This is a genomic window from Streptomyces sp. NPDC091209 (genome assembly GCF_044757755.1).
In the GTDB taxonomy this organism is placed as follows: domain Bacteria; phylum Actinomycetota; class Actinomycetes; order Streptomycetales; family Streptomycetaceae; genus Streptomyces.
This window is the reverse complement of sequence record NZ_JBIVVR010000015.1, coordinates 68,110-88,968: the sequence shown is the minus strand read 5'-3', so window position 1 is coordinate 88,968 and position 20,859 is coordinate 68,110. Positions and strand designations below refer to the sequence as shown.

19 protein-coding genes are annotated in these 20,859 nt (G+C 67.4%); 9 read left to right on the top strand and 10 right to left on the bottom strand.

Annotated features, from left to right (window positions below; all coding sequences use genetic code 11):
• Positions 1-16 precede the first annotated feature (16 nt).
• The 4 genes from ACIQRL_RS34140 to ACIQRL_RS34125 all read right to left on the bottom strand — a co-directional run bounded on the left by ACIQRL_RS34140 (position 17) and on the right by ACIQRL_RS34125 (position 7,145).
• The gene (locus ACIQRL_RS34140; protein WP_401338858.1) at positions 17-748 is read right to left on the bottom strand and encodes an RcpC/CpaB family pilus assembly protein; all 732 of its coding nucleotides are present in this window, start codon (positions 746-748) and stop codon (positions 17-19) included.
• A gap of 460 nt (positions 749-1,208) precedes the next feature.
• On the bottom strand, positions 1,209-1,793 hold the full coding sequence (locus ACIQRL_RS34135) for a hypothetical protein (protein ID WP_401338856.1): 585 nt from the start codon (positions 1,791-1,793) through the stop codon (positions 1,209-1,211).
• Positions 1,794-1,804: 11 nt separating this feature from the next.
• A complete protein-coding gene (locus ACIQRL_RS34130) occupies positions 1,805-6,385 on the bottom strand; it encodes a DUF6531 domain-containing protein (protein ID WP_401338855.1) in 4,581 nt (1,526 codons plus the stop codon).
• Positions 6,386-6,494: 109 nt separating this feature from the next.
• Positions 6,495-7,145, bottom strand: coding sequence for a hypothetical protein (locus ACIQRL_RS34125; protein ID WP_401338853.1), 651 nt, complete (start codon positions 7,143-7,145; stop codon positions 6,495-6,497).
• Between the two features lie 460 nt (positions 7,146-7,605).
• Here ACIQRL_RS34125 and ACIQRL_RS34120 point away from each other — a divergent pair, with 460 nt between their 5' ends.
• From ACIQRL_RS34120 to ACIQRL_RS34080, 9 genes are all read left to right on the top strand, one after another.
• Positions 7,606-8,262, top strand: a complete 657-nt coding sequence (locus ACIQRL_RS34120) for a hypothetical protein (protein WP_401338851.1) — start codon at positions 7,606-7,608, stop codon at positions 8,260-8,262.
• Positions 8,250-9,293 (top strand): hypothetical protein, encoded by a 1,044-nt coding sequence (locus ACIQRL_RS34115; protein ID WP_401338848.1) that lies wholly within the window; start codon positions 8,250-8,252, stop codon positions 9,291-9,293. Before ACIQRL_RS34120 ends, ACIQRL_RS34115 begins: the two co-directional genes overlap by 13 nt.
• Before the next feature lie 210 nt (positions 9,294-9,503).
• Positions 9,504-10,154 carry a hypothetical protein gene (locus tag ACIQRL_RS34110; protein ID WP_401338845.1) on the top strand — a complete coding sequence of 217 codons (651 nt, stop codon included), beginning with the start codon at positions 9,504-9,506 and terminating at the stop codon, positions 10,152-10,154.
• A gap of 949 nt (positions 10,155-11,103) precedes the next feature.
• Complete coding sequence (locus tag ACIQRL_RS34105) at positions 11,104-11,757, top strand: hypothetical protein (RefSeq protein ID WP_401338843.1); 654 nt, start codon at positions 11,104-11,106, stop codon at positions 11,755-11,757.
• Entirely contained in the window at positions 11,745-12,803 is a 1,059-nt protein-coding gene (locus ACIQRL_RS34100; protein WP_401338841.1) for a hypothetical protein, read from the top strand. The genes ACIQRL_RS34105 and ACIQRL_RS34100 overlap by 13 nt, the downstream gene beginning before the upstream one ends.
• A 46-nt stretch (positions 12,804-12,849) precedes the next feature.
• Positions 12,850-13,152, top strand: a complete 303-nt coding sequence (locus ACIQRL_RS34095; RefSeq protein ID WP_401338840.1) for a hypothetical protein — start codon at positions 12,850-12,852, stop codon at positions 13,150-13,152.
• A gap of 1 nt (position 13,153) precedes the next feature.
• On the top strand, positions 13,154-14,434 hold the full coding sequence (locus ACIQRL_RS34090; RefSeq protein ID WP_401338838.1) for an enoyl-CoA hydratase/isomerase family protein: 1,281 nt from the start codon (positions 13,154-13,156) through the stop codon (positions 14,432-14,434).
• 464 nt (positions 14,435-14,898) lie between these two features.
• Positions 14,899-15,339, top strand: a complete 441-nt coding sequence (locus tag ACIQRL_RS34085; RefSeq protein ID WP_401338836.1) for a hypothetical protein — start codon at positions 14,899-14,901, stop codon at positions 15,337-15,339.
• Between the two features lie 14 nt (positions 15,340-15,353).
• Positions 15,354-16,007: a hypothetical protein gene (locus ACIQRL_RS34080; RefSeq protein WP_401338835.1), complete on the top strand. Its 654-nt coding sequence runs from the start codon at positions 15,354-15,356 to the stop codon at positions 16,005-16,007.
• 181 nt (positions 16,008-16,188) lie between these two features.
• Here ACIQRL_RS34080 and ACIQRL_RS34075 read toward each other — a convergent pair whose 3' ends face one another.
• The 6 genes from ACIQRL_RS34075 to ACIQRL_RS34050 form a co-directional block, all read right to left on the bottom strand.
• Positions 16,189-17,010, bottom strand: a complete 822-nt coding sequence (locus tag ACIQRL_RS34075; RefSeq protein ID WP_401338833.1) for a hypothetical protein — start codon at positions 17,008-17,010, stop codon at positions 16,189-16,191.
• A 66-nt stretch (positions 17,011-17,076) separates the two neighbouring features.
• Positions 17,077-18,480, bottom strand: coding sequence for a hypothetical protein (locus ACIQRL_RS34070; protein WP_401338832.1), 1,404 nt, complete (start codon positions 18,478-18,480; stop codon positions 17,077-17,079).
• Positions 18,477-18,800: a hypothetical protein gene (locus ACIQRL_RS34065; RefSeq protein WP_401338830.1), complete on the bottom strand. Its 324-nt coding sequence runs from the start codon at positions 18,798-18,800 to the stop codon at positions 18,477-18,479. The genes ACIQRL_RS34070 and ACIQRL_RS34065 overlap by 4 nt, the downstream gene beginning before the upstream one ends.
• A 220-nt stretch (positions 18,801-19,020) precedes the next feature.
• The gene (locus ACIQRL_RS34060) at positions 19,021-19,584 is read right to left on the bottom strand and encodes a hypothetical protein (protein ID WP_401338829.1); all 564 of its coding nucleotides are present in this window, start codon (positions 19,582-19,584) and stop codon (positions 19,021-19,023) included.
• Positions 19,581-20,177: a hypothetical protein gene (locus ACIQRL_RS34055; RefSeq protein ID WP_401338827.1), complete on the bottom strand. Its 597-nt coding sequence runs from the start codon at positions 20,175-20,177 to the stop codon at positions 19,581-19,583. Before ACIQRL_RS34055 ends, ACIQRL_RS34060 begins: the two co-directional genes overlap by 4 nt.
• 68 nt (positions 20,178-20,245) lie before the next feature.
• Positions 20,246-20,824, bottom strand: a complete 579-nt coding sequence (locus ACIQRL_RS34050) for a hypothetical protein (RefSeq protein WP_401338825.1) — start codon at positions 20,822-20,824, stop codon at positions 20,246-20,248.
• Between the last annotated feature and the right edge of the window lie 35 nt (positions 20,825-20,859).

Below are 20,859 nucleotides of genomic sequence, written 5' to 3'. Positions count from 1 at the left end.
GTCTACTCACTCGCCTCTAGTTGCCGGGAACGATGACGAGGGCGACCTGGCCCGCCGAGGCCGCGGCGGTGACGGAGGCCGCCTGGCCGTTGTCCACCATCAGGGTGACGGGCAGGTTGGTGCTGCTGATCGTGCTGTCCGTGTCGCTCTTGACCGAAATGACCTTCGCCTGCTCGACGATGGGCGCGGCGTCCGCGCTCGACGAGCCGGAACCGGCAGAGTTGGACGAACCCGACGAGCGGCTGCCGCTGGTTCCGGTGTCGCCCACGCGGTAGACGGCCACCGTGTCACCGGACTTGATGCCCGCGGGGTACTGGCCCTCCTTGAGGGAGACGCCCACGGAGGCCTTGCCGTCGGGAAGCGCGGAGCCTGCGGCGAACATCTCGCCGATGACCACGGTCCCCTTGTAGATCGGGGACTTGGCCTTGAGCTTCTTGAGCTCTTCGACCTGCTCCCACGGGACGTAGTTGATGGAGGGATCGTCCGCGACCAGTACGGAGGTCACGTGACCGCTCACGGACTCGCCGGCCTGGACGTCGCTCGTCACCTTCACGACCTCGACACGGTCCCCGGCACGCAGCACCAGCATGGTGGCGCCGAGCGCGCCGACGAGGATGAGGAGCACGGCGAGAGCGGCCAGCGCGGGTTTGCGCTCGCGAGGCGGCGTGGGAAGGCGCTCTCCCATCGCCGGGTGCGCCGACGATGCGGAACGGTTGTTGCCCGCCCCCGTACGCTCTTGGATCTTCACGCAACCGCTCCCCGTACACCCAAGAAAGTGTCTGTCAATTCACGCGCCAAGTAGGACACTTCACCCCCGTGTCCCCATACGGGACGTACCGTGCGACCTGGCCGAACATCGGCGCCGGAGCGAGTGTCAAGCCATGGCACCGTATCAGCCGCGCATAAGCCCCTCAAGGCGCTTCAAGGCCCCTGAAGCGCACCCGACTCGACGTTATCGACGCGCAACGGAAGCCCTCCGGTTCCCTGTTGAGGCCGCCGATCCGTCTGTCCTGCGGACTGTGCGGCAGCGAATCCCTGACGTGCTCATTCCCTACGGTCCGTCACCGGGTGGGCACGAGGCCTGCACAAGGTGCTTACGGGTGGGACCGGGAGAGGTGTGATCTTTCAGCCACACGAGGGACCCTCGCTGCGTGGCGGGGACGCCGAGGCCTCCTGCCCGACGACCGGGACCGGGACCGGGACCGGGCTCAGAACCCCCAAGGGTTGGGATGAGGTGTGGCGGCCGGATCCTCCGACCAGATCAGGCGGGTCTCCACGTCGTCGCCGAGGAGTTCGGTCAGGCGGTCGGCGGCCCAGCCGTTCCACTGGACCCCGACGGGGAACTGCGGCACGCGGAAGTTGGGCAGGGCGAGCGGGAGCGCGTCCGGGCGGAAGACGGTCTTCTGCATCTCGCCGGTCGCCTTCTTCGGCTGTGACGACTTCCGGGTGTCCACACAGTCGACGACCTGGTCCACGAGGTGGAGGAGGTACGCGTCCGCGGGAGACCCTTCGACGCGGACCGGCAGCAGGCTGCCCGACTTCTCCAGGTCCCCGCGCAGCCGGTCCGCGAGCCGGCCGGCGAGGATCGGAGCGCCCGGATAGTCGGACGCGAACTCGGCCCTGCGGGCCTTCGGGTCACCCGTCCACTCCGCCGCGAACACGGTGGGCCTCGCCACCCGGTCGCCTTGGAACTGCCAGCGCTTGAGGTCGATGAGCGAGTCGTCCAGACGGAGCGTGCGGAGTTCCCGCATGCTCGGCATCAGTCGGTACACGGCCAGGGGCTTCGAGTTCATGAAGGACATCATCACGCCGTCCAGTAGGCGGTGCTCGGCACCGCGGTGGTGACGCCCGCCAGTTCCCCCTCGATCTGGCGGCCGATACTGCGCAGTTCTCGCCGGAGCACGGTGCGGATCGCGCGGTCCCCGAAGCCCCGGGCGACGCGGTCCGCGACGACGTTGTGCAGATGGGCGTCGAGCCGGCCGAGGAACCGGTTGCTGTGGGTGAAGTTGTGCGGCCTCGGATGCCCCAGCGCGATGCCGTTCGCCGCGTCGTTGATGTCGACCTTGTACTTCGCCAGGAGCGACCGCATCCGCGGGCCGCCACCGCGGGAGAACCCGGAGGGGACGACGTGGGCCGCCGCCTGTCCGGCTCCCACCGCGCGGCCCTCCTTGGCCATGTTGTCGCCAAGGATCTTGGAACACTGCTTCAGGCCCAGATAGTCGGACCACAGCAGCGGGTTGACGACGTAGCGGCGCGGGTTGGGCCCGGCGTCCATGCCCAGGGGGTCGGGGCTGAGGTAGACGGCCGACGCCGGGTCGTACGTCCGGAAGCAGTTGTAGTGCAGCCCGGTTTCGGGGTCGTGGTACTGGCCGGGGAAGCGCAGCGGGGTGGACGCGCCGGAGCCCGGGTCGGGGCGGGAACCCGGATCCGGGTAGGACCCCAGTCCCCAGAGTGTGGTGTCGCCGCGCCAGACGATCCCGCCGGTCTCGTCGACGAGTTCGGTCGGGGTGCCGACCAGGTCCGTGACCATGGCGAAGAACCGTTCGTCGACGACGTCCTGGGGCGCGCCGGCCACGGTCGTGCGTTCCGTCTGGGTCAAGGGGCGGGTGTCGTCGCGCTCCCAGGTGAGCGTCGTCTCGCGGGCGGCTCGCCCGTGCGTGCCGGGCACGCGGCTGCTCTCCTCGACGAGGTGCGGACCGTCCCACACGAAGCGGGTCTCCTCGGCGACCGTGACCTCGTCCGCCGCCAGCCGCTGCTTGGCCACCCGGCGACCGAGTGCGTCGTGGAGGTAGCGCCAGCGTGTGCCGTCCGGGGTGGTGACGCCGACGAGCCGGTCCTCGGCGTCCCAGGAGTAGCGCCAGATGTCCGGTCTGCGTGACAGCCTGGTCCGGCGCCGCAGGATCACACGGCCGGCGGGGTCGTACTCGTAGTGGACGGAACCGGCGCGGACGAGGCGGTTGCCCGCGTAGGCACGCGCGCCGCGCGCCTCGGGCTGGGTGCGGTGCCCGGGCCAGTCCGCGCTGGTCACCTGGCCCGTCCCGTCATAGGCGTACGACTCGGTCCAGTCCCCGGCACGCACGGCGGTGACCTGACCCAGGGCGTCGAGGTCGAAGGTGCGGCGGCCGACGGCCGGGTCATCGACCCCGGTCAGGTTCCCGTCCCTGCCGTAGGTGTACGTCCGGCGCGCCAGGAGACGGGAGGAACGCGAGTCCTCCAGCGTCTGGGAGCCGAGGCGGTCCCCGGTGTCCCATCCGAAACCGAGGGTGAGGCCGTGCCCGAACGCACGGGCCGTCTCGCGTCCCGCCGCGTCGTAGGACGCGGTGAGGACGTGGCCCGAGGCGTTGAGCGCCGTACGGTTCCCGGCGGCGTCGTAGGTGTACGTCGTCGTGGCACCGGCCGGTGTGGTGCGGCGGACCGGCCGGCCCGCGGCGTCGTACGACGTGGCGAGTTCCCGTCCGTCCACCGCCTCGCCGACGATGCGCCCGGCCGTGTCGTAGCGGAGCGTGAGGGTGGTGTCGGGGCCCGCGGCCCGCAGCAGGCGCCCGGTCGGGTCGTGCGTGAACACCGTGGTCCGGCCGTCCGCGGTCTTCCCCACCTGGTTGCCGACGGCGTCATAGGCGAAGGTGGTGCTCTGCCCCAACGGGTTGGTCCTGCTGGTCAGTCGGCCCGCCGCGTCGTAGCCGTAGCTGACGGTCCGACCGTCGAAGTCGGTCTCGGACGTCGGGCTGCCCGCCGCGTCGTAGGTGTAGTCCCAGGTCAGTCCGTGCGGGTCGACGACCTGGCAGAGGCGCAGCTCACTGTCGTGGCGGAAGGCGTACCGCGTCCCGTCCGGTGCCGTGCGCGCCGTCAGCAGATCGAAGGCACCGTACTCGAACCGGGTGACCCGGCCCAGCGCGTCGGTGTGCGTGAGGCGGTTTCCCTCATCGTCGTACGTCCATGTCTCGATCGCGCCGTCCGGGCCGGTCCGTGCGGCGAGGTGTCCCTCCACCGTCCAGTCCTGGCGGGTCACCTCCCCGAGCGGGTCGACGACGGCGGTGACCCGTCCGAAGGAGTCGTACGCGAATCCGGTCTCCGCCCCCAGCGGATCGACCGCCGAAACGACCTGTCCTGCCCTGTTGTTGACGAACCGCTGGACGGCTCCCAGGGGATCGGTCACCGAGGTGACGGCCCCGGTACGGTCCCGCGTGAACGCCGTGGTCGTCCCGTCGGTGTCCGTGAGCGAGGTGCAGTTGCCCCGCTCGTCCCACTCCTGCCGTACGACCCCGCCGTCGTAGTCCGTGAGTTCGTCGATCAGACCCAGGTCGTTGTAACGGGCTCCGGAGACCGTCCCGTCGGGCAGACGGACTGCGGTGAGGCGACCGAGGTCGTCCCACTCCATGCGAGTGACATGCCCCAACTCGTCTGTTCGCGAGATCAGTTGGTCTCGCCTGTTCCATTCCTGGAACACGGTGTGGCCCAGCGGGCCGGTCTCGGCCGTCAGTTGATAGGCGTCGTTGAACTGGTAGGAGGTGGTGTGCCCGAGGGAGCTGACGGCGCGGGTCAGGTGCCTCTCATCGTCGTAGTCGAAGGTGTAGTCGAGGATCCCGTGCACACCGTGGACCGCCACACAGCGGCCTCTGTCGTCATAGGTGTACCGGTACCAGGCGCCGTTGCGGTCCTCCCAGCCGGTGAGACGGTTCCGGTCGTCGTAGGCCAGCTTCAGAGGCCGGCCCGAGGAGTTGCGAACCTCTGTGAGACGGCCGTGCGTGTCATAGCGGTAGGTCATCAGGGTCGGCCGCGCGGGGTCGCTGAGCAGGGTCAGGTCCACGACCCGCCCTGCCTCGCAGGTCACACCGATGCGGTAGCCGCCGTGGTGGGCGACCTCGACCGGGCTGCCGTCGGCGTCGTACCCGATCGTGATCGCGTTGTCGTTCCGGTCGCCGATCCCGGCGAGGGGCAGTTCGTGCGCCGGCCGGCCGTGCAGCGGCCGGAAGCTCAACGTGCGGCCGGTGTCCGGCTGGCTCACCGTGAGTGTCCCTCGCCGGCCGCCGTCCCAGCTCAGCGGCCAGTGCGGGCCTTCCACGGGCAGGACGGGCACGTCCGGATCGGGCACGGGGTAGGTGAGGATCATGCCGTCGGCGGAGAAGAACCGCACGCCCGTGGCGTCGAGCACCAGCCGCTGGTCGAGAGTGGAGGTCCAGGTTCGCCCGAAGTACCGGCCACCGGTCAGACCGGTGCGATGGTGGCGCTCCAGCACCAGGGGCAGTACACCGTCCAGAGCCACGTCGGTCTCGGACATCACCATCTGGCCCGTCGCCATGTCGATGGGGTCGCCGCAGGTGAAGAGCTTCTTCATCGGCCGCCCGAGAGAGCGTGTGCTCCTGCCGAACCCCTTGGCCCCCAGCGCCATGCCCTTGAGGCCGGTCTTACCGAGGGCCTTGAGTCCCTTGAGCCCCTTGGCGAGCCCGCCGAGGGTGGTGATCCCCTTCATCATGGGGATGCAGTCCAACGCCGCGAAGCCCACATCCCACAGGGAGGCCCGGCCTTTGGAGTACTTGTAGAGCGTGTCGGCGAGCACGACGAGGGCGGCGACCAGCACGATCGCGCCGAGGATCGGCCCCCCGATGATCATCGCGATGATCCCCACCACGGCCACGACGACCTTGCAGACCGCGACGATGGTGTCCCAGTTGTCGGAGAACCAGTCCCCGACCTCCTCCCACCACTTCCGGTTGTGAATACCGGCATCCGACGCCTCGTCGATCTTCGACTTCGCGTCCCGCGCCGCCTCCTCCCGCATCCTGCGGGCGTCCGCGGCCATCTTCTTCGCCGCGTCCAGCGCACTGTTCGCGTTCGTCACATCCGACTGAGCCGAGGTCTGCGCCGACTTCGCGTGCTGGGCGTCCCGGGTCGCGGCCCTCACCTTCGCCTCGTCCGGCTTCTCGGTGTCCTTGCTGCCGGTCGGATCGTCCTTGTACTTGTCCGCTTCCTTGCCGGCCTTCGTCACCCACGAATCGGCGGATGACAGACGGGACTTGGCGGAGGTCAGGTCGGACTGCGCCTCACGCCCCTTGGCGAGAGCCTTGTCCGCCAGCGTCTGGGCGCGCTCCAGCTTCGGCCAGTAGTCGGCCAGCGCGTCCCCCGCCATCTCGTACGACTTCTTCAGCTTCCGCAGCTGCTTCGGCACACCCGAGAACTCGTCCTGGAACGCCTTCGCCGACTTCCCCGCCCACCGGAGAACAGCATCCTCATCAGCCATCCCCTTGATGAGACGAAGAGCGTCCGAAACGTCGTCCGCGAAGTCGTGCAGACTCTTGGCCAACTGCCGCACCCGGTCCGGGTCCCCGGGAGTCGGATCCTTGTCCAGATCCAGGACATGCCAGTCACCTGGCCGATTCCCCGCCATGCCGTAACCCCCGTGACAGCACCATCAATGGCAACGCCGACAGCAAACGCCGTACGCACAAGCGAAGTTACTGGATGGGCGCGAGGTGAGAAAGGGAGGACGCAGTGGCCTACTCGGCCGCGAACCGGAACGTCGAGGTGACGGCGTCGAAGATGTCGAAGAAGGAGTCGGCGAGGTCGAGGACCTGGCTGCTGCCGGCGACCAGGGCGACCTTGCCCTCCTGACCGGGCACAGGGATGAAGGTCTGCATGAGCACCGCGCGGATCGTGCGCTGGAGGCTGTCGTCGGGGACGACGATGTCCTCGATGCCGTACGTCCGCGCGGCGGGACCGACCCCGGGTATCTCGACGGTGGTCACCTTGCGCCAGGCGTCGCCCTCCTTCTTCGCCTCCCGCACGGCGAGTTGGCCCGCGATGGCCTGCGGGTCGGTGGAGAGGGGCGCGCCGCTCCTCGAACGCCCGCCGACGATCGAGACGGTGACCGAGCCGGTGATCGGGACGTCACCGCCGAAGGACTCCGCCATACAGCCGCAGTACAGGGCACCGGACTTCCAGGCGTCGGCCGCGGCCTTGCGCAGAAAGCCGGTGTAGGTGTCGCGGTACTGGGCCAACTCCGGGTGCCGCTCGATCCGTTCGCTCACCATCCGCCGGATCGAGTCGTCCCGCGACTCCGGCCGCACGTCGAACTCCCACCACGACTCCGGCACCTTGATGCGAAATCCGCCGCGCTCGACGGTGAGCGTTTCGATGTAGCGGGCCATGACGTGTCCCCCGGGGTTCGTCGTCCGTCCGCCTGCGCGAACTGGTTCGACTTGTTCGGTCTGTTCGACTCGGGTCAGCCTACGAGGTGGGGTGCGGCGGGGACGCAAGGAGCGGTTGCACGGGGTCCGCGGTGCGGCGGGGACGCAAGGAGCGGTTGTACGGGGTCCGCGGTGCGCCTGTGACGTAACTCGCGCGAAGACGCACAGGCGTGGCCCGTACGGAAGTCGCCTGCGGACGTCGCCCACCGCGCGGCGAACAGCCGGGGAGGAACGGCCCGTTGATGTGATCGGCGGCACGCTCGGAACAGATCGGAACAGAGAAGGATCTACTTTGATCCGTCTTCCTCCCAGAACATCCACATTTCCAGGGAGGTCCCTCCTGGCGAAACCAAGAGCCCCACGGATACCGTCATTGCCCTTGACCGACCTCGCTCAACCGATGTCTCACGGGGAGTCCACTGTGAAGCGCCGCTCTTTGCCCGTTGCTGCCGCGTTCGCCGCGACAACAGCCCTGCTGCTCACGGCCTGCGGCGGCGGGGGTGACAGCTCGAAGGGGAACGACAAGATCGCGGGGGCGGACAGGGGCTCGACCGGCTCGACCGCTTCCCCCAGCACGAGTCCCCCGGACAGTGCCGGCCGGCCTGACATCAGCCTGCCGAGCGACGTGAAGGACGAGTTCGAGAGCTGGAAGACGGGGGACGCGACCAAGGACGCCGTCCTCGCGGATGCCGGCCGCGCACAGACGGCTACGAACGACGCCATCATGAAGGGCACCTCGGACACTCCCGGCCTCACCTTCTATTACAAGGGCAAGGCTCTGACCTCGTCGGTGCAGTGGGTACAGAAGTGGTTGGACACCGGAATCACGTACACCGGCACCACGCGCTACTACCGCCCGAAGGTCGAGATCTTCGACAGCAAGTCCGCCGGCGTCTCGTACTGCGCGGACGAGAGCAAGGCGTACAACAAGGACCGGAAGACCAAGAAGGTCGACAGGACACCCGCCGGGAACGACGCCTACGTGCTGTACAACACCCGCCTGGAGAAGAACGGTCAGGGCGTGTGGCAGACCTCCAACGGTACGTCCGTGCGAGGGAGCAAGTCATGCGTGCAGTGACCAGGACCCGGGTCGCGGCAACCGTCGGAGTGCTCGCGATCACCTGTGTGCTGTCGGTGCCCACCACCGCCTTCGCCAAGGGCCCTGGGGGGTCCCAGTTCGATGTCGAGGGAGACAACCAGAAGGACGGCGGCAAGACCCTCGAATCACGCATCGTCTACAGCGGCTCAACCGGTGGTTCCAAGGACACCCGTTCCGGCGGGTTCACTCCCGTCGGCGACTGGTTTCCGCCTGCCTGCTGGTACGAGCCCAAGTGGACGCCGGACGAATTCGCCAAGGAGTTCCAGAAGGACTGGGACATCCCGAACGCCAGTGGTGTAGGCGAGGCGTACAACCTGGCCAAGGAGCACTACAAGAACGGGCAGCCCTACGAGGACTTCAACAAGTCCGAGACGGGCAAGGGCATGTGGTGGGACGCGGTCCGTGACAAAACCCGCGAGGAATCCGGCGATCCCGCCGCCTTCGCCTGCGACACGGCCACCTTCTGGGCGAAGAACGGCGAGACCCCGAAGGTGAAGAACGCTGTGACGCCGGAGATCCTGGCCCAACTCGCCTACAGCCGGATCAAGGTTCCCGAGACCGAGATCACCCTCGCCCCCCAGGACATCACCAAGGTCAATCTCCCGACCTGGGCCTGGCTCGACAAGGCGACGTTCAAGGAAGTGGCCGTCACGGCGGCGCTCGACGTCGCCGGGCTCGACATCTCGGCGACGACCACCGCGAAGCCCGTCTCGCTCAAGCTGGAGCCGGGTACGAGCGACGCCGAGACCTATCCGGCCTCGGGCGAGTGCCAGCTGAACGACGACGACTCGATCGGCGCGCCGTACACCAAGGGCAAGGCCGGCCAGATCCCGCCCTGCGGAATCAAGTACCTGCGCTCGTCGGGCGACGGGACGTACGAACTCCGGGCGACCATCACCTGGGCCGTCAGCTGGACCGGCACCGGAGGAGCCGGTGGCGACCTTCCCGACGGGACCTTCGGGACGACCCAGGACATCACCGTCCAGGAGATCCAGTCCGTCAACCGATGACAGCATCGGCCCGAGGCACCCGCCGCCCGGTGGCCGAAAGATCAGCATCGGCCTCCACAGCGGCCAGTCCGCCGAACCCGGCGACCGACTCCATCAATCCGCAGAACACCCACGTTCCCGGGACCTCCCTCCTGCCCGACCAAGAGCTCCACGGAGACCGTCATTACTTTGCCTGCCTTCGATCAACCGATGTCTCACGGGGAGTCCACTGTGAAGCGCCGCTCTTTGCCCGTTGCTGCCGCGTTCGCCGCGACAACAGCCCTGCTGCTCACGGCCTGCGGCGGCGGGAGTGACAGCTCGAAGGGGAACGACAAGATCACGGGGGCCGGCTCCGACGACACGAAGACATCGGCTTCGCCGAGTGCGACAGGCGCGACCGATCGCCCCAGGATCACCCTCCCGAAGGATCTGAGCGACAGGTTCGAGAGCTGGCAGACCGGCGACGCCGCCAAGGACGCGGTCCTCGCCGACGTCGAGCGGAGGGTCGATACGACCAACTACGCCATCACTGAAGGCAACGCCGGCCTGCCCGCCCTCGGCTTCTACTACAGCGGCACCGCCCTGGCCGATGCTCGGGACTGGGTCACGTCCATCGTGAAGGACGGTTACTCGATCACCGGCGTCAACCGCTACTACAACGCGAAGGTCGATGTCTTCGACTCCGCCTCGGCGGGCGTCGTGTACTGCGAGGACCAGTCCAAGGCGTTCGCGAAGGACCGGAAGTCGAGCAAGATCCTCAAGACAGGCGTGACCGACAAGTCGTACGTCCTCTACGCAACGCGACTCGAGAAGGACAAGCAGGGCGTCTGGCAGACGACGAAACTCACGTCGCAGAGGGGCCACAAGTCGTGCACGCCGTAGCCACCTGCAGGCGATTTCTCGCGATCGGCGCTGCCGCGGAGGCGATCGCGCTGGCGCCGGGAACCGCCTCAGCCGACTGACCCCCGAGCGCGGGCACTCAGGGCGAAACCAAACAGAGCGGCCACTCCGACGCCGGAACCCTTCTCTCGAAGGTGACGTACTCCGGCTCCGTTCGCCCCCGGGGCAGCAAGAACGGCACCGTTCAGCCCGTGGGCAACCGGGCCCCGCGGGCCTGTTGGTACGAGCCCCGCTCTGTCGCCGAGTTCAAGAAGTACGTCGAGACGATGTACGAGGAGACAATCAACACCCCCGGCCAGGCCAACTATGCGAAAACCGCGGTCGGCCAGTTCCGGGCCATCTACAAGGACGGCAAGTACAAGGACTACAACGGGGACAAGGCCGACGAGGGGAACTGGTGGGTCGCCGTCCAGAATCCCGACCGCCTCGACGATCCCGCGAGCATGGAATGCGGTGAACTACCTTTCCGGGTCGCGAACAACGACGATCCCGGCGTCCCCCAGGCCGTCACGCCGTCACGCCGTCACGCCGAAGATCCTCGCCGAAGCCGCCTACAACGCGATTCAGCTCCCCGACACCAAAGTCACCCTCGCCCCCAGAACATCACCAAGGTCAACCTCCCGACCTGGGCCAGGCTCGACAAAGCGACGTTCAAGAGCTGTGACGTAGCTGGCGTTAATGCGCACAGGTTTGGTCCGTACGGGGGTCGTCCGCGGTCCACGCCTCGCTCGCCGCGAACGAGCTGCGGGGATGGTCCCGTTGGGGCTGCCGGCGGCTCACCCGGAGCAAGAGGGGGGATTCTTCTCTTCGCTTTCCTCCCAGAACATCCACATTTCCAGGTAGGTCCCTCCTGGCGAAACCAAGAGCCCCACGGATACCGTCATTGCCCTTGACCGACCTCGCTCAACCGATGTCTCACGGGGAGTCCACTGTGAAGCGCCGCTCTTTGCCCGTTGCTGCCGCGTTCGCCGCGACAACAGCCCTGCTGCTCACGGCCTGCGGCGGCGGGGGTGACAGCTCGAAGGGGAACGACAAGATCGCGGGGGCGGACACCGGCGACACGACGTCGGCTTCGCCGAGCGCGAGCGCGTCGGACGACATCACGCGTCCCGACCTGACGCTGCCGGGCGACATCAAAGAGACGTTCCAGGGCTGGACGACCGGTGACGCGACCAAGGACGCCATCCTGGCGGACGCCGGGCGCGCCCAGACGGCAGTCACCTATGCCGTCGTCAAAGGCGAGCCCAAGTCCGAAGCCCTCGCCTTCTATCAGGCCGGCTCGGCCCTCCCGGGCAGCCGGGACTGGGTGAAGACCATCGTCGACTCCGGCTCGACGTTCACCGGCGCGGTCCGCTACTACTCGCCCAAACTCGACGTGTTCGACAAGCAGTCGGCGGGACTGTCCTACTGCTCCGACGAGAGCAAGGCGTTCAACAAGAACCGCAAGACGCGAAAGATCGACAGGACGCCCGCGAACAACGACTCGTACGTGCTCTACAGCACTCGCCTGGAGAAGAACGCCAAGGGGATCTGGCAAACCACCAAGCTCGTTTCGGACCGGGGGAACAAGGCATGCACGCCGTGAAAAGGCAGCGCAACAGGTGGCTGGTCGTGGGTGCCATAGCCGGTGTCTGCGCGCTGGTGCCCGGTACAGCGATGGCCGGGTGGGGCCCTGGAGGCCAGTCGAATGGTGGGAGGACGGAGTCGCGCGGCGGACAGTCCGGGACGGGCATCGTCTCCATGGTCCGCTACAGCGGTAGTTCCGAGGGCGGAGGCAGCAGCAAAGGCAACGTCACTCCCGTCGGGAACTGGAGCCCTCCCGCCTGCTGGTACGAGCCGCGTACGGCCAAGGACTTCCAGAAGTACGTCGAAGACATGTTCACCGAAACCGTGAACTACCCCGGACAGCACAGCTACGCGAAGACGGCCGTGGGGCAGTTCCGGGCGATGTACAAGGACGGCAAGTACAAGGACTACAACCTCGACAAGGCCGACGAGGGCGCCTGGTGGGTAGCCGTCCAGGATCCAGACCGCTGGATGGAACCCGCGGCGCAACTGTGCAGCGAATTGCCCTTCTGGGCCACGAACGGGGACACCCCTGACGTCCCCAACGCGATCACCCCGAAAGTGCTCGCCGAACTGGCCTACAACAGGCTGCAGTTGCCGAAGACAGCAGTCACCCTGGCGCCCGAGAACATCACCAAGGTGAACCTGCGTACGTGGGCCTGGCTAGACAAGGCCACGTTCAAGCCCGTCGATGTGACCGCGCAGATCGACGTAGGGGGCCTGAACGTCCGGGCCACCACAACAGCCAAGCCAGTGGCACTCAAGCTGGAACCGGGCACGATGGACGCGGAGACCTTCCCGGCCTCCGGCGAGTGCGCGATCAACGACGACGGCTCGATCGGCGAGCCGTACTCCACTGGCAAGTCCGGCCGGACCCCGCCCTGCGGACTCAAGTACCTGCGGTCCTCGGGCGACGGCACCTTCACCCTGAAGGCAACGGTCACCTGGCAGATCACCTGGACCGGCACGGGCAACCCAAGGCCGACGGGACTCCCCGACGGCACCTTCGGAGCAACCCAGGACATCACCGTCCAGGAGATCCAGTCCGTCAACCGGAGCAACTGACCCAGGGCCGACAACCCAACACACCACCGACGACCCGGGATCCAACATGAGTGACCTCCGCCTCGAAGACACCATCTTCGAGGACCTCAAAAAGACCTTCACCAGCATCAGCGACCGTATGGAGACGACCCGCCGCACCCTGCGGGGCGCGGACGCATCGGCAGTCGGCGAGAGCAAACTCGTCGAGGATGTACAGGACTTCGCCGACGACTGGGGCTACGGCATCAAGCAACTCGGCAAGCACACCGCCGGCGCGGTCAAGATGATCAACAAGATCGGCGACTCCTTCGGCAAACTCGACCTGGATCTCGCCGAATCGCTCAAGGCTCCCAAGAAGCAGGGAACGTGAGGTGACCGGCAAGCGCCCCGCCTTTCCCCACATAGGCTGGGATCCCACTCCGGGAAACGTGGAGGACACCCGGGAGCTCGCCAAGAAACTCGGAGGCTTGGCAGCCGAGTTGGGCACCGCGCTGTCCGAGCTGGAGCAAATCGAATTCGGGGCATGGAAGGGCAAGACAGCTCTGGCCTTCACCGAGTACGTCGGCAAGGACGTCACCCCCCTCGTCCGCAAGGGTCATGACTCCTTCGACAAGGCGTCGCACGCCTTGCATCGATGGGCCGGAGAACTCGAGGCGTTCCAGGAGGAGGCGGATCGGCTCGAGAAGTCCGCGGGCGAGAAGCTCGAAGCCAGGGAGAAGGCCGAACAGCGGGCCGAGGGCAAAGGCAGCACGGAGCTCGGCAAAGCCTCCGGCGCAGTGGACGAGGTCACCAACAGAGTCCACGACCTCGAAGACCGCTACAAGCGGGCCGCCGGGCTGATCGGCAAGGATCTCGACAATGCGGCGGACATCGCTCCGAACGAACCGGGTTTCTGGGACACACTGGGAAGCGGGATCGCAAACGCCTGGGACGATACAGGTCAGTGGATCAAGGACCACGCCGATCTGATCGCCTTCATCGGCGACCTGCTGAGCGATCTGACGGCGGTCTTGGGCCTGCTCGCCATCATCACCATCCCCTTCGAGCCTCTGGGTGCCATCTTCGGTGCCGCCGCTCTCCTCACGAGCGGACTCGCTCTCTTGACGCACTCCATAGCCAAAGCGGCTGGAGCTGACGTCAGTTGGATGCAGATGGGTACGGACGCGCTCGGTCTCCTTCCCGGCATCGGCCTTTTCGGCAAGGGCGTCAAGGTAGCGAAGGCCGCTACGGCCGTGGACCGGGCGGCAATGTTCGGCAAGGGAATGCGGGGCACGGAACTGGCGGCAGGAGCACGCAACCTCTTCGCCACAGGAGATCTGGCGACGAAGGTGGAGGGTGGGCTCAGCTTGCTGGGCAAGCGAGTCGTTCTGGGCGGTTCCTTCGAGGAGATCGGCCTCATCAGCTCCGAGTCCGGAACCATGAACCGGCTCGCGGGACTCGCCGAGGCGGGCTACCACCAGGGCCAGTGGGTCGGGACGAAGGGACTGAAGCTCATCAGCGGCGGTAAGTTCTCCTTCGACCCCGAGAAACCCCTGGGCATCGCGATCGATGCCGCCGGCAAGATCGGCCCGAAGATCACCACCATCACGCAGCACATCGGAGAAGCAGTCAATCCCGGCGATCGCTTCCATGAAGCAGCCACCTCTCACTGAAGGCACCTTTTCGGATGGCTAGTTGGCAACCCTCTCCTGGCGAGACCTGTCTGGCACGAAGCCCGGGCTGCTTCGCCACGGGCACGGCCAATGCGGTCGCTGGAATGCGCTGGTTCCGGGACACAGAACGCAACGACATCCAGCACGACCTCGCCGGATGGCCCGAAGGCCCGGTCTTCACGATCCGTTCGAAGTCGGAACGGCGCGCCCGGGCTGTCGGCAGTTTCGGGGTTCGTGCTGCTGCTCTCACCGTTCTGGCCGCGGTGGAGGCGCTGTCGGCGGCTGGGAGTGTCGGCAGCAGCCCCAGAGGTACCGGTCGCTCACATGATCACGGGAACGAGGTCGCCGACTTCCCTGTCATGTGGGCGGGCCCGGGCACTCTCGCGCGCACGCTCCCGTGGCAGCTAGATCCGAGCCGGTGCCCTGAGCGGTACCGCACGCACATCGTTGTCACAGACCGCCGCGTGCTCGTCATCGGCTTCCCCGACGACGACCCCAACCAGGATGAAGTGCTGTGGCAGACGGACCGGGACAGCATCGCGCATGTCGAACGCCGAACGTTCACCAAGGTGGGCGTGGAGGCAGTGATCACTTTTACGGACGGGTCATGGTTCCGAGTCGCCCCGCCGGAGGCCAGCGACCACTGGGAGGTGGTGCGCCATCTCGCCTACGCCTCCGAGCTTGTCGCACCCGAAGCGCTGACTGCCGGCCAGAAAGGCACTGTGGCCACCTTCGCGGCGGAACGCCCGTCATTCCGCACCGTGGTGACCCGGCGGCCCAGCGGGAACTTCGCGATCGAAGTGACCTCCGCATCAGTTCCCGACCCACGCGAAGGCAGTGATCCACGGCTCAGACTCATGGGACCGGACGGTGAGCACGTGAACTTCGAACCCGGCGACCTCTGAGCGGAGCGGCTCCCATGACCACGCCCACTGAAACTGTCCCGCCCGCGCCCTCCGACGACGGGTCCGGCATCCCGCCACTCTGGTTCACCGTTCCCGACGGTCTCTTCGCGCTCCCCATGGCACCCACCGCCGAGGAGCGCAGCACCCTCGCTCACGCATTCGTTCGAGAGCTTTACTCGCGGGGCGACGAGTCGCTCTGGACCCCCGCAGCCCCTTACTACGCCGCGATCGCCGAATACATGGCGGACGAAGGCGTTTCATACTCCGCCATGGGACTCTTCTCCACCGAGGGGAGCGGTGTCGCCCAGTGCGCCTTCACCGTGGCCGCCCTGGAGACCGATCAGACAGATCCGGAGATCGCCGCGCACGGCACGCTCGCGATTCTCTCCACGGATGCGCTGAACGAAGCCCGTTGGCTGGATCTGCCCTGCGGTCCGGCGGTCTCCTGCGTGACGCTGCGCGAGATCACTCTCCAGCCCGAGGTCACGGCGACCGGGGAGGAGACCAAGCTCCTCACCGGCCAGATCCAGGTCCACGTTCCCTTCTCGACAGGTCCGTACACGGCGATCTTCACGCTCTACACGGCATCGACCGAGTACTGGGGCGAGTTCTGCGACATGGTCGCGGCGATCCTCCAGACGGTCTCGTTCGTCGAGCCTCAGGACTGAGGCGCAGCGGCCGTCGAGTCGACAACCGGTTGAAGGTCCGTCGATGGGACATCCCGCAGGTCTCGCGGCGTCTCCGGCTAGGGAAGCCGTTCTCAGCCCTGGGGGGGGCCGGACGGTAGCCGGAGGCGGCAAGGCAGGGGTGAGGTCCCCGTCGAGGCCGTGCCGTTCTCCGATACCGCGCTCATGCCACTCGCCCACCCGTCCGCTCCCCACGTCGGCGCTTGATCCGCGGCCCCCGCCCCAGGGCCACGGCGCTCGCCGGAGCCAGGATCAGAACGGCGGTCGCGCCGAGGGCGGCGAGTCCGCCCGCCGTGCCCCCGATCTCGGCCTTCGTGCCGAGGAAGGGCCGGTAGCGCCCCATCGGATCGACGACGGCCGTGTCCTTCAGACCGACCCGGTCGGCACAGTTCTCCCTGTTGCCGAGCACGCGGCGAACGGAACCGTCCCGCAGCCGGACCCGGCAGTACGTCTCCCGGGTCCCGTGGGTCCACTGATGGAGCGGCTCGGCGATCGTCACCGGCTGCTCCACCCCGCGGAGACTCAAGTACCACTGCTGGGTGCCGAAGGAGCCGGCGATCACCAGGACGGCGTACGCCGCCACCGTGATCCACCGCAGGACGAGTCCTCCGCGCGACTCACGGGTCCTGAAGGCCGCGAACAGGACGGCGAGTCCCCAGACCGCTCCCACCAGCAACGCGGTCTCGTGGAGGACGAGGGTGGAGAGTTCGGTCAGAACCACCCCGGCGACCGCCGCCACGAACAGCAGCGCCCACGGCCGTACGGCGGCCCGCTCCTCCGGACCCTCGTCGTCACCGGGCCGACGCGGGCTGGACTTGACCGTGAACTCGGAGAGCACGCCGCGTACTTGCCGCATGCCGCCGTCACGGGCGGCCATGCGGCGCAGTTCCGGCAGCCCCATGCCGACCTGTTCCAGCGCCCGGCGCCCGTCCTCGGGCAGCCGCGCGAACAGGTCGTCGACGGACTCCTCTTCCTCGTTCACCACGTCGCCCTCTGTTCCGCGGAGCGGACCGCGTCATCCCTGTCTCTGGAGTTGCCCTCTCCGCCCGACTCAACCACCTGCATGCCACGTCCAGTTGTAGAACGGGATGCCACCGGCACCGATCCCGGAAATCTCCTTCAGTCCGCTCAGGATGTTCGGGCCTGTGACCTTCGACTCCCCCGCGCCGACCGGTGCCAGGTTGGACCAGCCGAGCGTCAGCGGCAGGGTCTGACTGCCGATGTAGAGGGCCTTGCCGAATCGCGCCATGGTCTTGAACGAAGACCCGGAGATCAGCGCCAGCTTGGGTGCGCCCTCCGCGAGAAGGCTCTCCTCGCCGGGCAGTTGACCGGCGGCCACCCGGATGTCGTCCACGTACACCTTGACGTCCAGCGACTCCTTGACCACCGACCGCATACGCGGCAGGAGTTCGGCCGGCCCCTCGGCCAGCGCCTTGCCGATCTGGCCCGGCTTGACCCCGTTGAGGGCTTCGGCGAGTCCCCGGGCCGCCGCGGGGTTCAACCCCACCTCCCGCGCCAGGCCCACGTCCTTGAGCGCAGAGGCCCCGCGCGCGGCGACGGCCGCCTCCTTGGCCGTGGTGCCGAGCAGGCGTCCGGCGCCGAAGGACAGTACGCCGATCGCGTCGATGGCGACGTCCAGCCAGGTGCCCTTGCCGTCGAGGGCGGAGATCGTGTCGCAGACCAGGGCCACGACCGAGGCGATCAGCGCCAGGGCGGCGAGCACTTCGCCGAGCACCGGCACCCAGCTCAGGACCAGGGCCAGCACACCGAGGACGGCCGCGGCGACTCCGGCCCAGTGCCCGATGTCCGCGACCCAGTCCTTCCAGTTGTCCCACCAGTGATGTTGGGGATCCTTCAGCCCGTCGTGCTCCACGGCGTCATGGATGGCCGACTTGGCGTACCCGGCCTGGGTGTCCCGGTACGACAGCGCCCGCCGGAGGTCCTTCTTGGCGTCCTCCAGGTCCGTATCGGCGCACTCTTTCTGCTTGTCCAGCCTCTGCTTGTCCGGGTGGTCGTCGGGACCCGGATGCTGATCCATCTGCTTCTGGCAGTGGCTGCGGTCCGCATCAGCGGCCTTCGCCTTGATCAGAGCGGCCCGTACGAGGTTCTGCGCGTGGTCGAGCGCGGTGGCCCAGTCCGTGTGCCGGTGCTCGTCGCCGGGGGTGGCACCCACCTGGGAGCCCAAGGCTTCGGCGGCGGCCGCGTAGCGCTGGTGCGACTTGGTGAGGAGTCCGACCGTTTCGCCGGTCTTCTTCTGGAACTCACGGCCCGCGTCGGAGTCCCAGCCATTGCCGTCGACCAGGTTGTGCAGCTTGGTGGCCTGCTCCTGGATCAGGGCGGCGGTATCGGCGATGCGCTTGCCGAGCCGAGCGACCTCGTAGGGGTCACCCGGGGTGAGTTCCTTGTCGTCGTAGCGGGCGGTCTGCCAGTCGACGCCGGAGAAGTCGTCGCTCACTTGCCGCTGCCGCCCTTGCCGTCCTTGCCGTCCTGGGACTTGAGCAGCGCGTCCGCGAGATGCTGGTCGAGGCCGTCGTACGCCTTGGCGGCCTCCTCGGCCGTCCTGCCGAGGAACTCCAGACCGTCGCAGAGCACCTTGCGCTTCTTCTTCCAGTCGTCCGCGAAGGCGTCGAGCGCCCCGGCCACCTCACCCGAGCCGATCTCGGCATCGTAGGAGTCGACCAGATCCTTGGCGTGCTCGAAGTGCGTCTTCAGCTTCGCGACGGAGCGGCTGATGTCCCGCAGTTCCGTCGTGGACACCGCGATGTGATCCGCCATTGCCACCCCCGTGCACCCGCTGCCCGACAACCACCGCGACCGCCCCGTCCGGCTCACCCACCTCGCGGCGGCCACCCTTCACCCTCTTGCACGGGTTTTCGAACAAGCAACCAATGGAGAGCAAAGGGACCATACAGACCGCGTCATCGGGACCGCCCTCATCAGTTCCCGATAACCCGCGGTTCCCCGCCCGATCCGCCGAGACCACCGCAGACGTGGATCACCTGATCCAGCGCAGTGATCCCGCGATCGAGGTGCACAGGCGCTCCATGGGACCGACGACGCCGGTCAGGGGTACGACGAACCCGAGGACCAGATATCCCGCTGTTCCCGGCATATGGACGTACAGGTCCAGGGTGGTCCGCGTGCGGATCCGGACGGTTTCACCGGCCGGGAGAGAGACGATCGAGACCTCGGCACCGCGCCCGTTCCGGTGCTCCACCTCCTCGAACGAGGCCAGGAGATCCTTGGGCGACGGAGAGCCGGGACGGGGAAGCAGCGACACGATGAGCGATACGGGCATGATGCTGCCGTCGTCCAGCTCCGGCCGCAGGAAGAACTCCAGGGCGCCGCCCGCCACCGCGGACTCAGCGGTGTTGCGCAGGCCGGCCCAGGCCTCCTGTTTGGCCTCCGCCGGTACGTTCTTGCCCTCTGCCTGAAGGTCCACGAACGTCTTCAGTTGTCTACGCCAGCGGTCCTGGCCCAGATCGACTCTGAACCAGTCACGAGGAACGAGCAGTCGGTAGTCCTTGGGAGGAGCCGATACGTCCGGTCCGGTCGTCATCCTGGCATCACAACCGGATCGCCCTCCGTGTCGAACAGGCGCAAGCTCTTCACGACACCGGCGAACATGGACGAAAACACGTCCCACCCATCGGGCGTGGGGGTCCCCATCTCGAGCACCACAGCAGTCCCGTTCGTCAGCGGTACCTGGACCTGGATGAAGGAGGTCCGGACCGTCTCGTCCTGGCCCGACGCCGTGAGACTGCCGTCCAGGCTTCCCTTCCGGTCTCCGATGCAGCAGACAGCCGGGCCGCAGGGCAGCTCGATCTCACTGACCTGCCCGATGCCGAGGTGGCGCAGCGAAGAACCCATGAATCCAACAGGGTTGGGCCCTGCCTGAGCGTCGAGGTCGATCATGCTCACTGTCACCGTGGCCGTGCACCGAGCGCCCTCCACCTCGGTCAGAACGAAGCCCGCGTACTGAACTCCGGCTTCCACGAAGGAGTCGTAGTGAGCGGCACACATGACGGCCCACTGCAGTTGCACGTCGAAGTCCGCCTCCGGCATCGCGCTGCGCGCGAGTTCCATCAACTGTTCGGCGGTCGCGTCCAGATCCTCGGCATCCAACGGGATCTCGAAGAAGCCGTCGGGCATGATCCACCGGATATCGATGCCGTTCCCGTCGACCGAACCCCGGAGTTCACCCTCAACAGACATTGCTGTCACGACCGACCTTCCTCATCAGGAAAACGCACTTCACCAGCGTGTGGACGGTACGTGGCGGCGAAAGGGTACGGACCGTAGTGCGGATAGTGCGCCGGAATGTCCGCTCCCCCTTTGCGGGCGACATGGGCTACGTCACGGTATTTCCGAGCCCTCGCCCGCAGATTCTGCCGAGCGGGGTCTCCCCAATGCGTGGCCGCGGCTCGAATCCACAGAGCCAGCAGAACAATCACCGCAGCGCCGGTCACAGCGAGATAGGCCAGCTGAGCTCTGCTCGACTCCCAGTACTGCGCCACACCGCCCCAGTACACAGCGGCTCCGAAACCGACGAACGCGAGCGGAACCCCGGTCCGGAAACCGGCGTTGAACATCTCCTGTTCGTCCTGATGCCGAAGCCGCAGCATCCGGAGTACAGCCCCGTCGTCCAGAAGGTCGAAGCCGACTTCCCGGCTCGCGTCCTCCGCCAGCCTCCGAGCCTCGGGAACCGCGGCGATCACGTCGCCGGGCACCAGCCGTGCCGGCTCCCCGCCCCTGCGGCCGATGAACTCCCACTCCCCCAGATCACTTGAGTCACTCACGTATGCCGTGCTCCTCTCGTACGGTGCCCAACGGT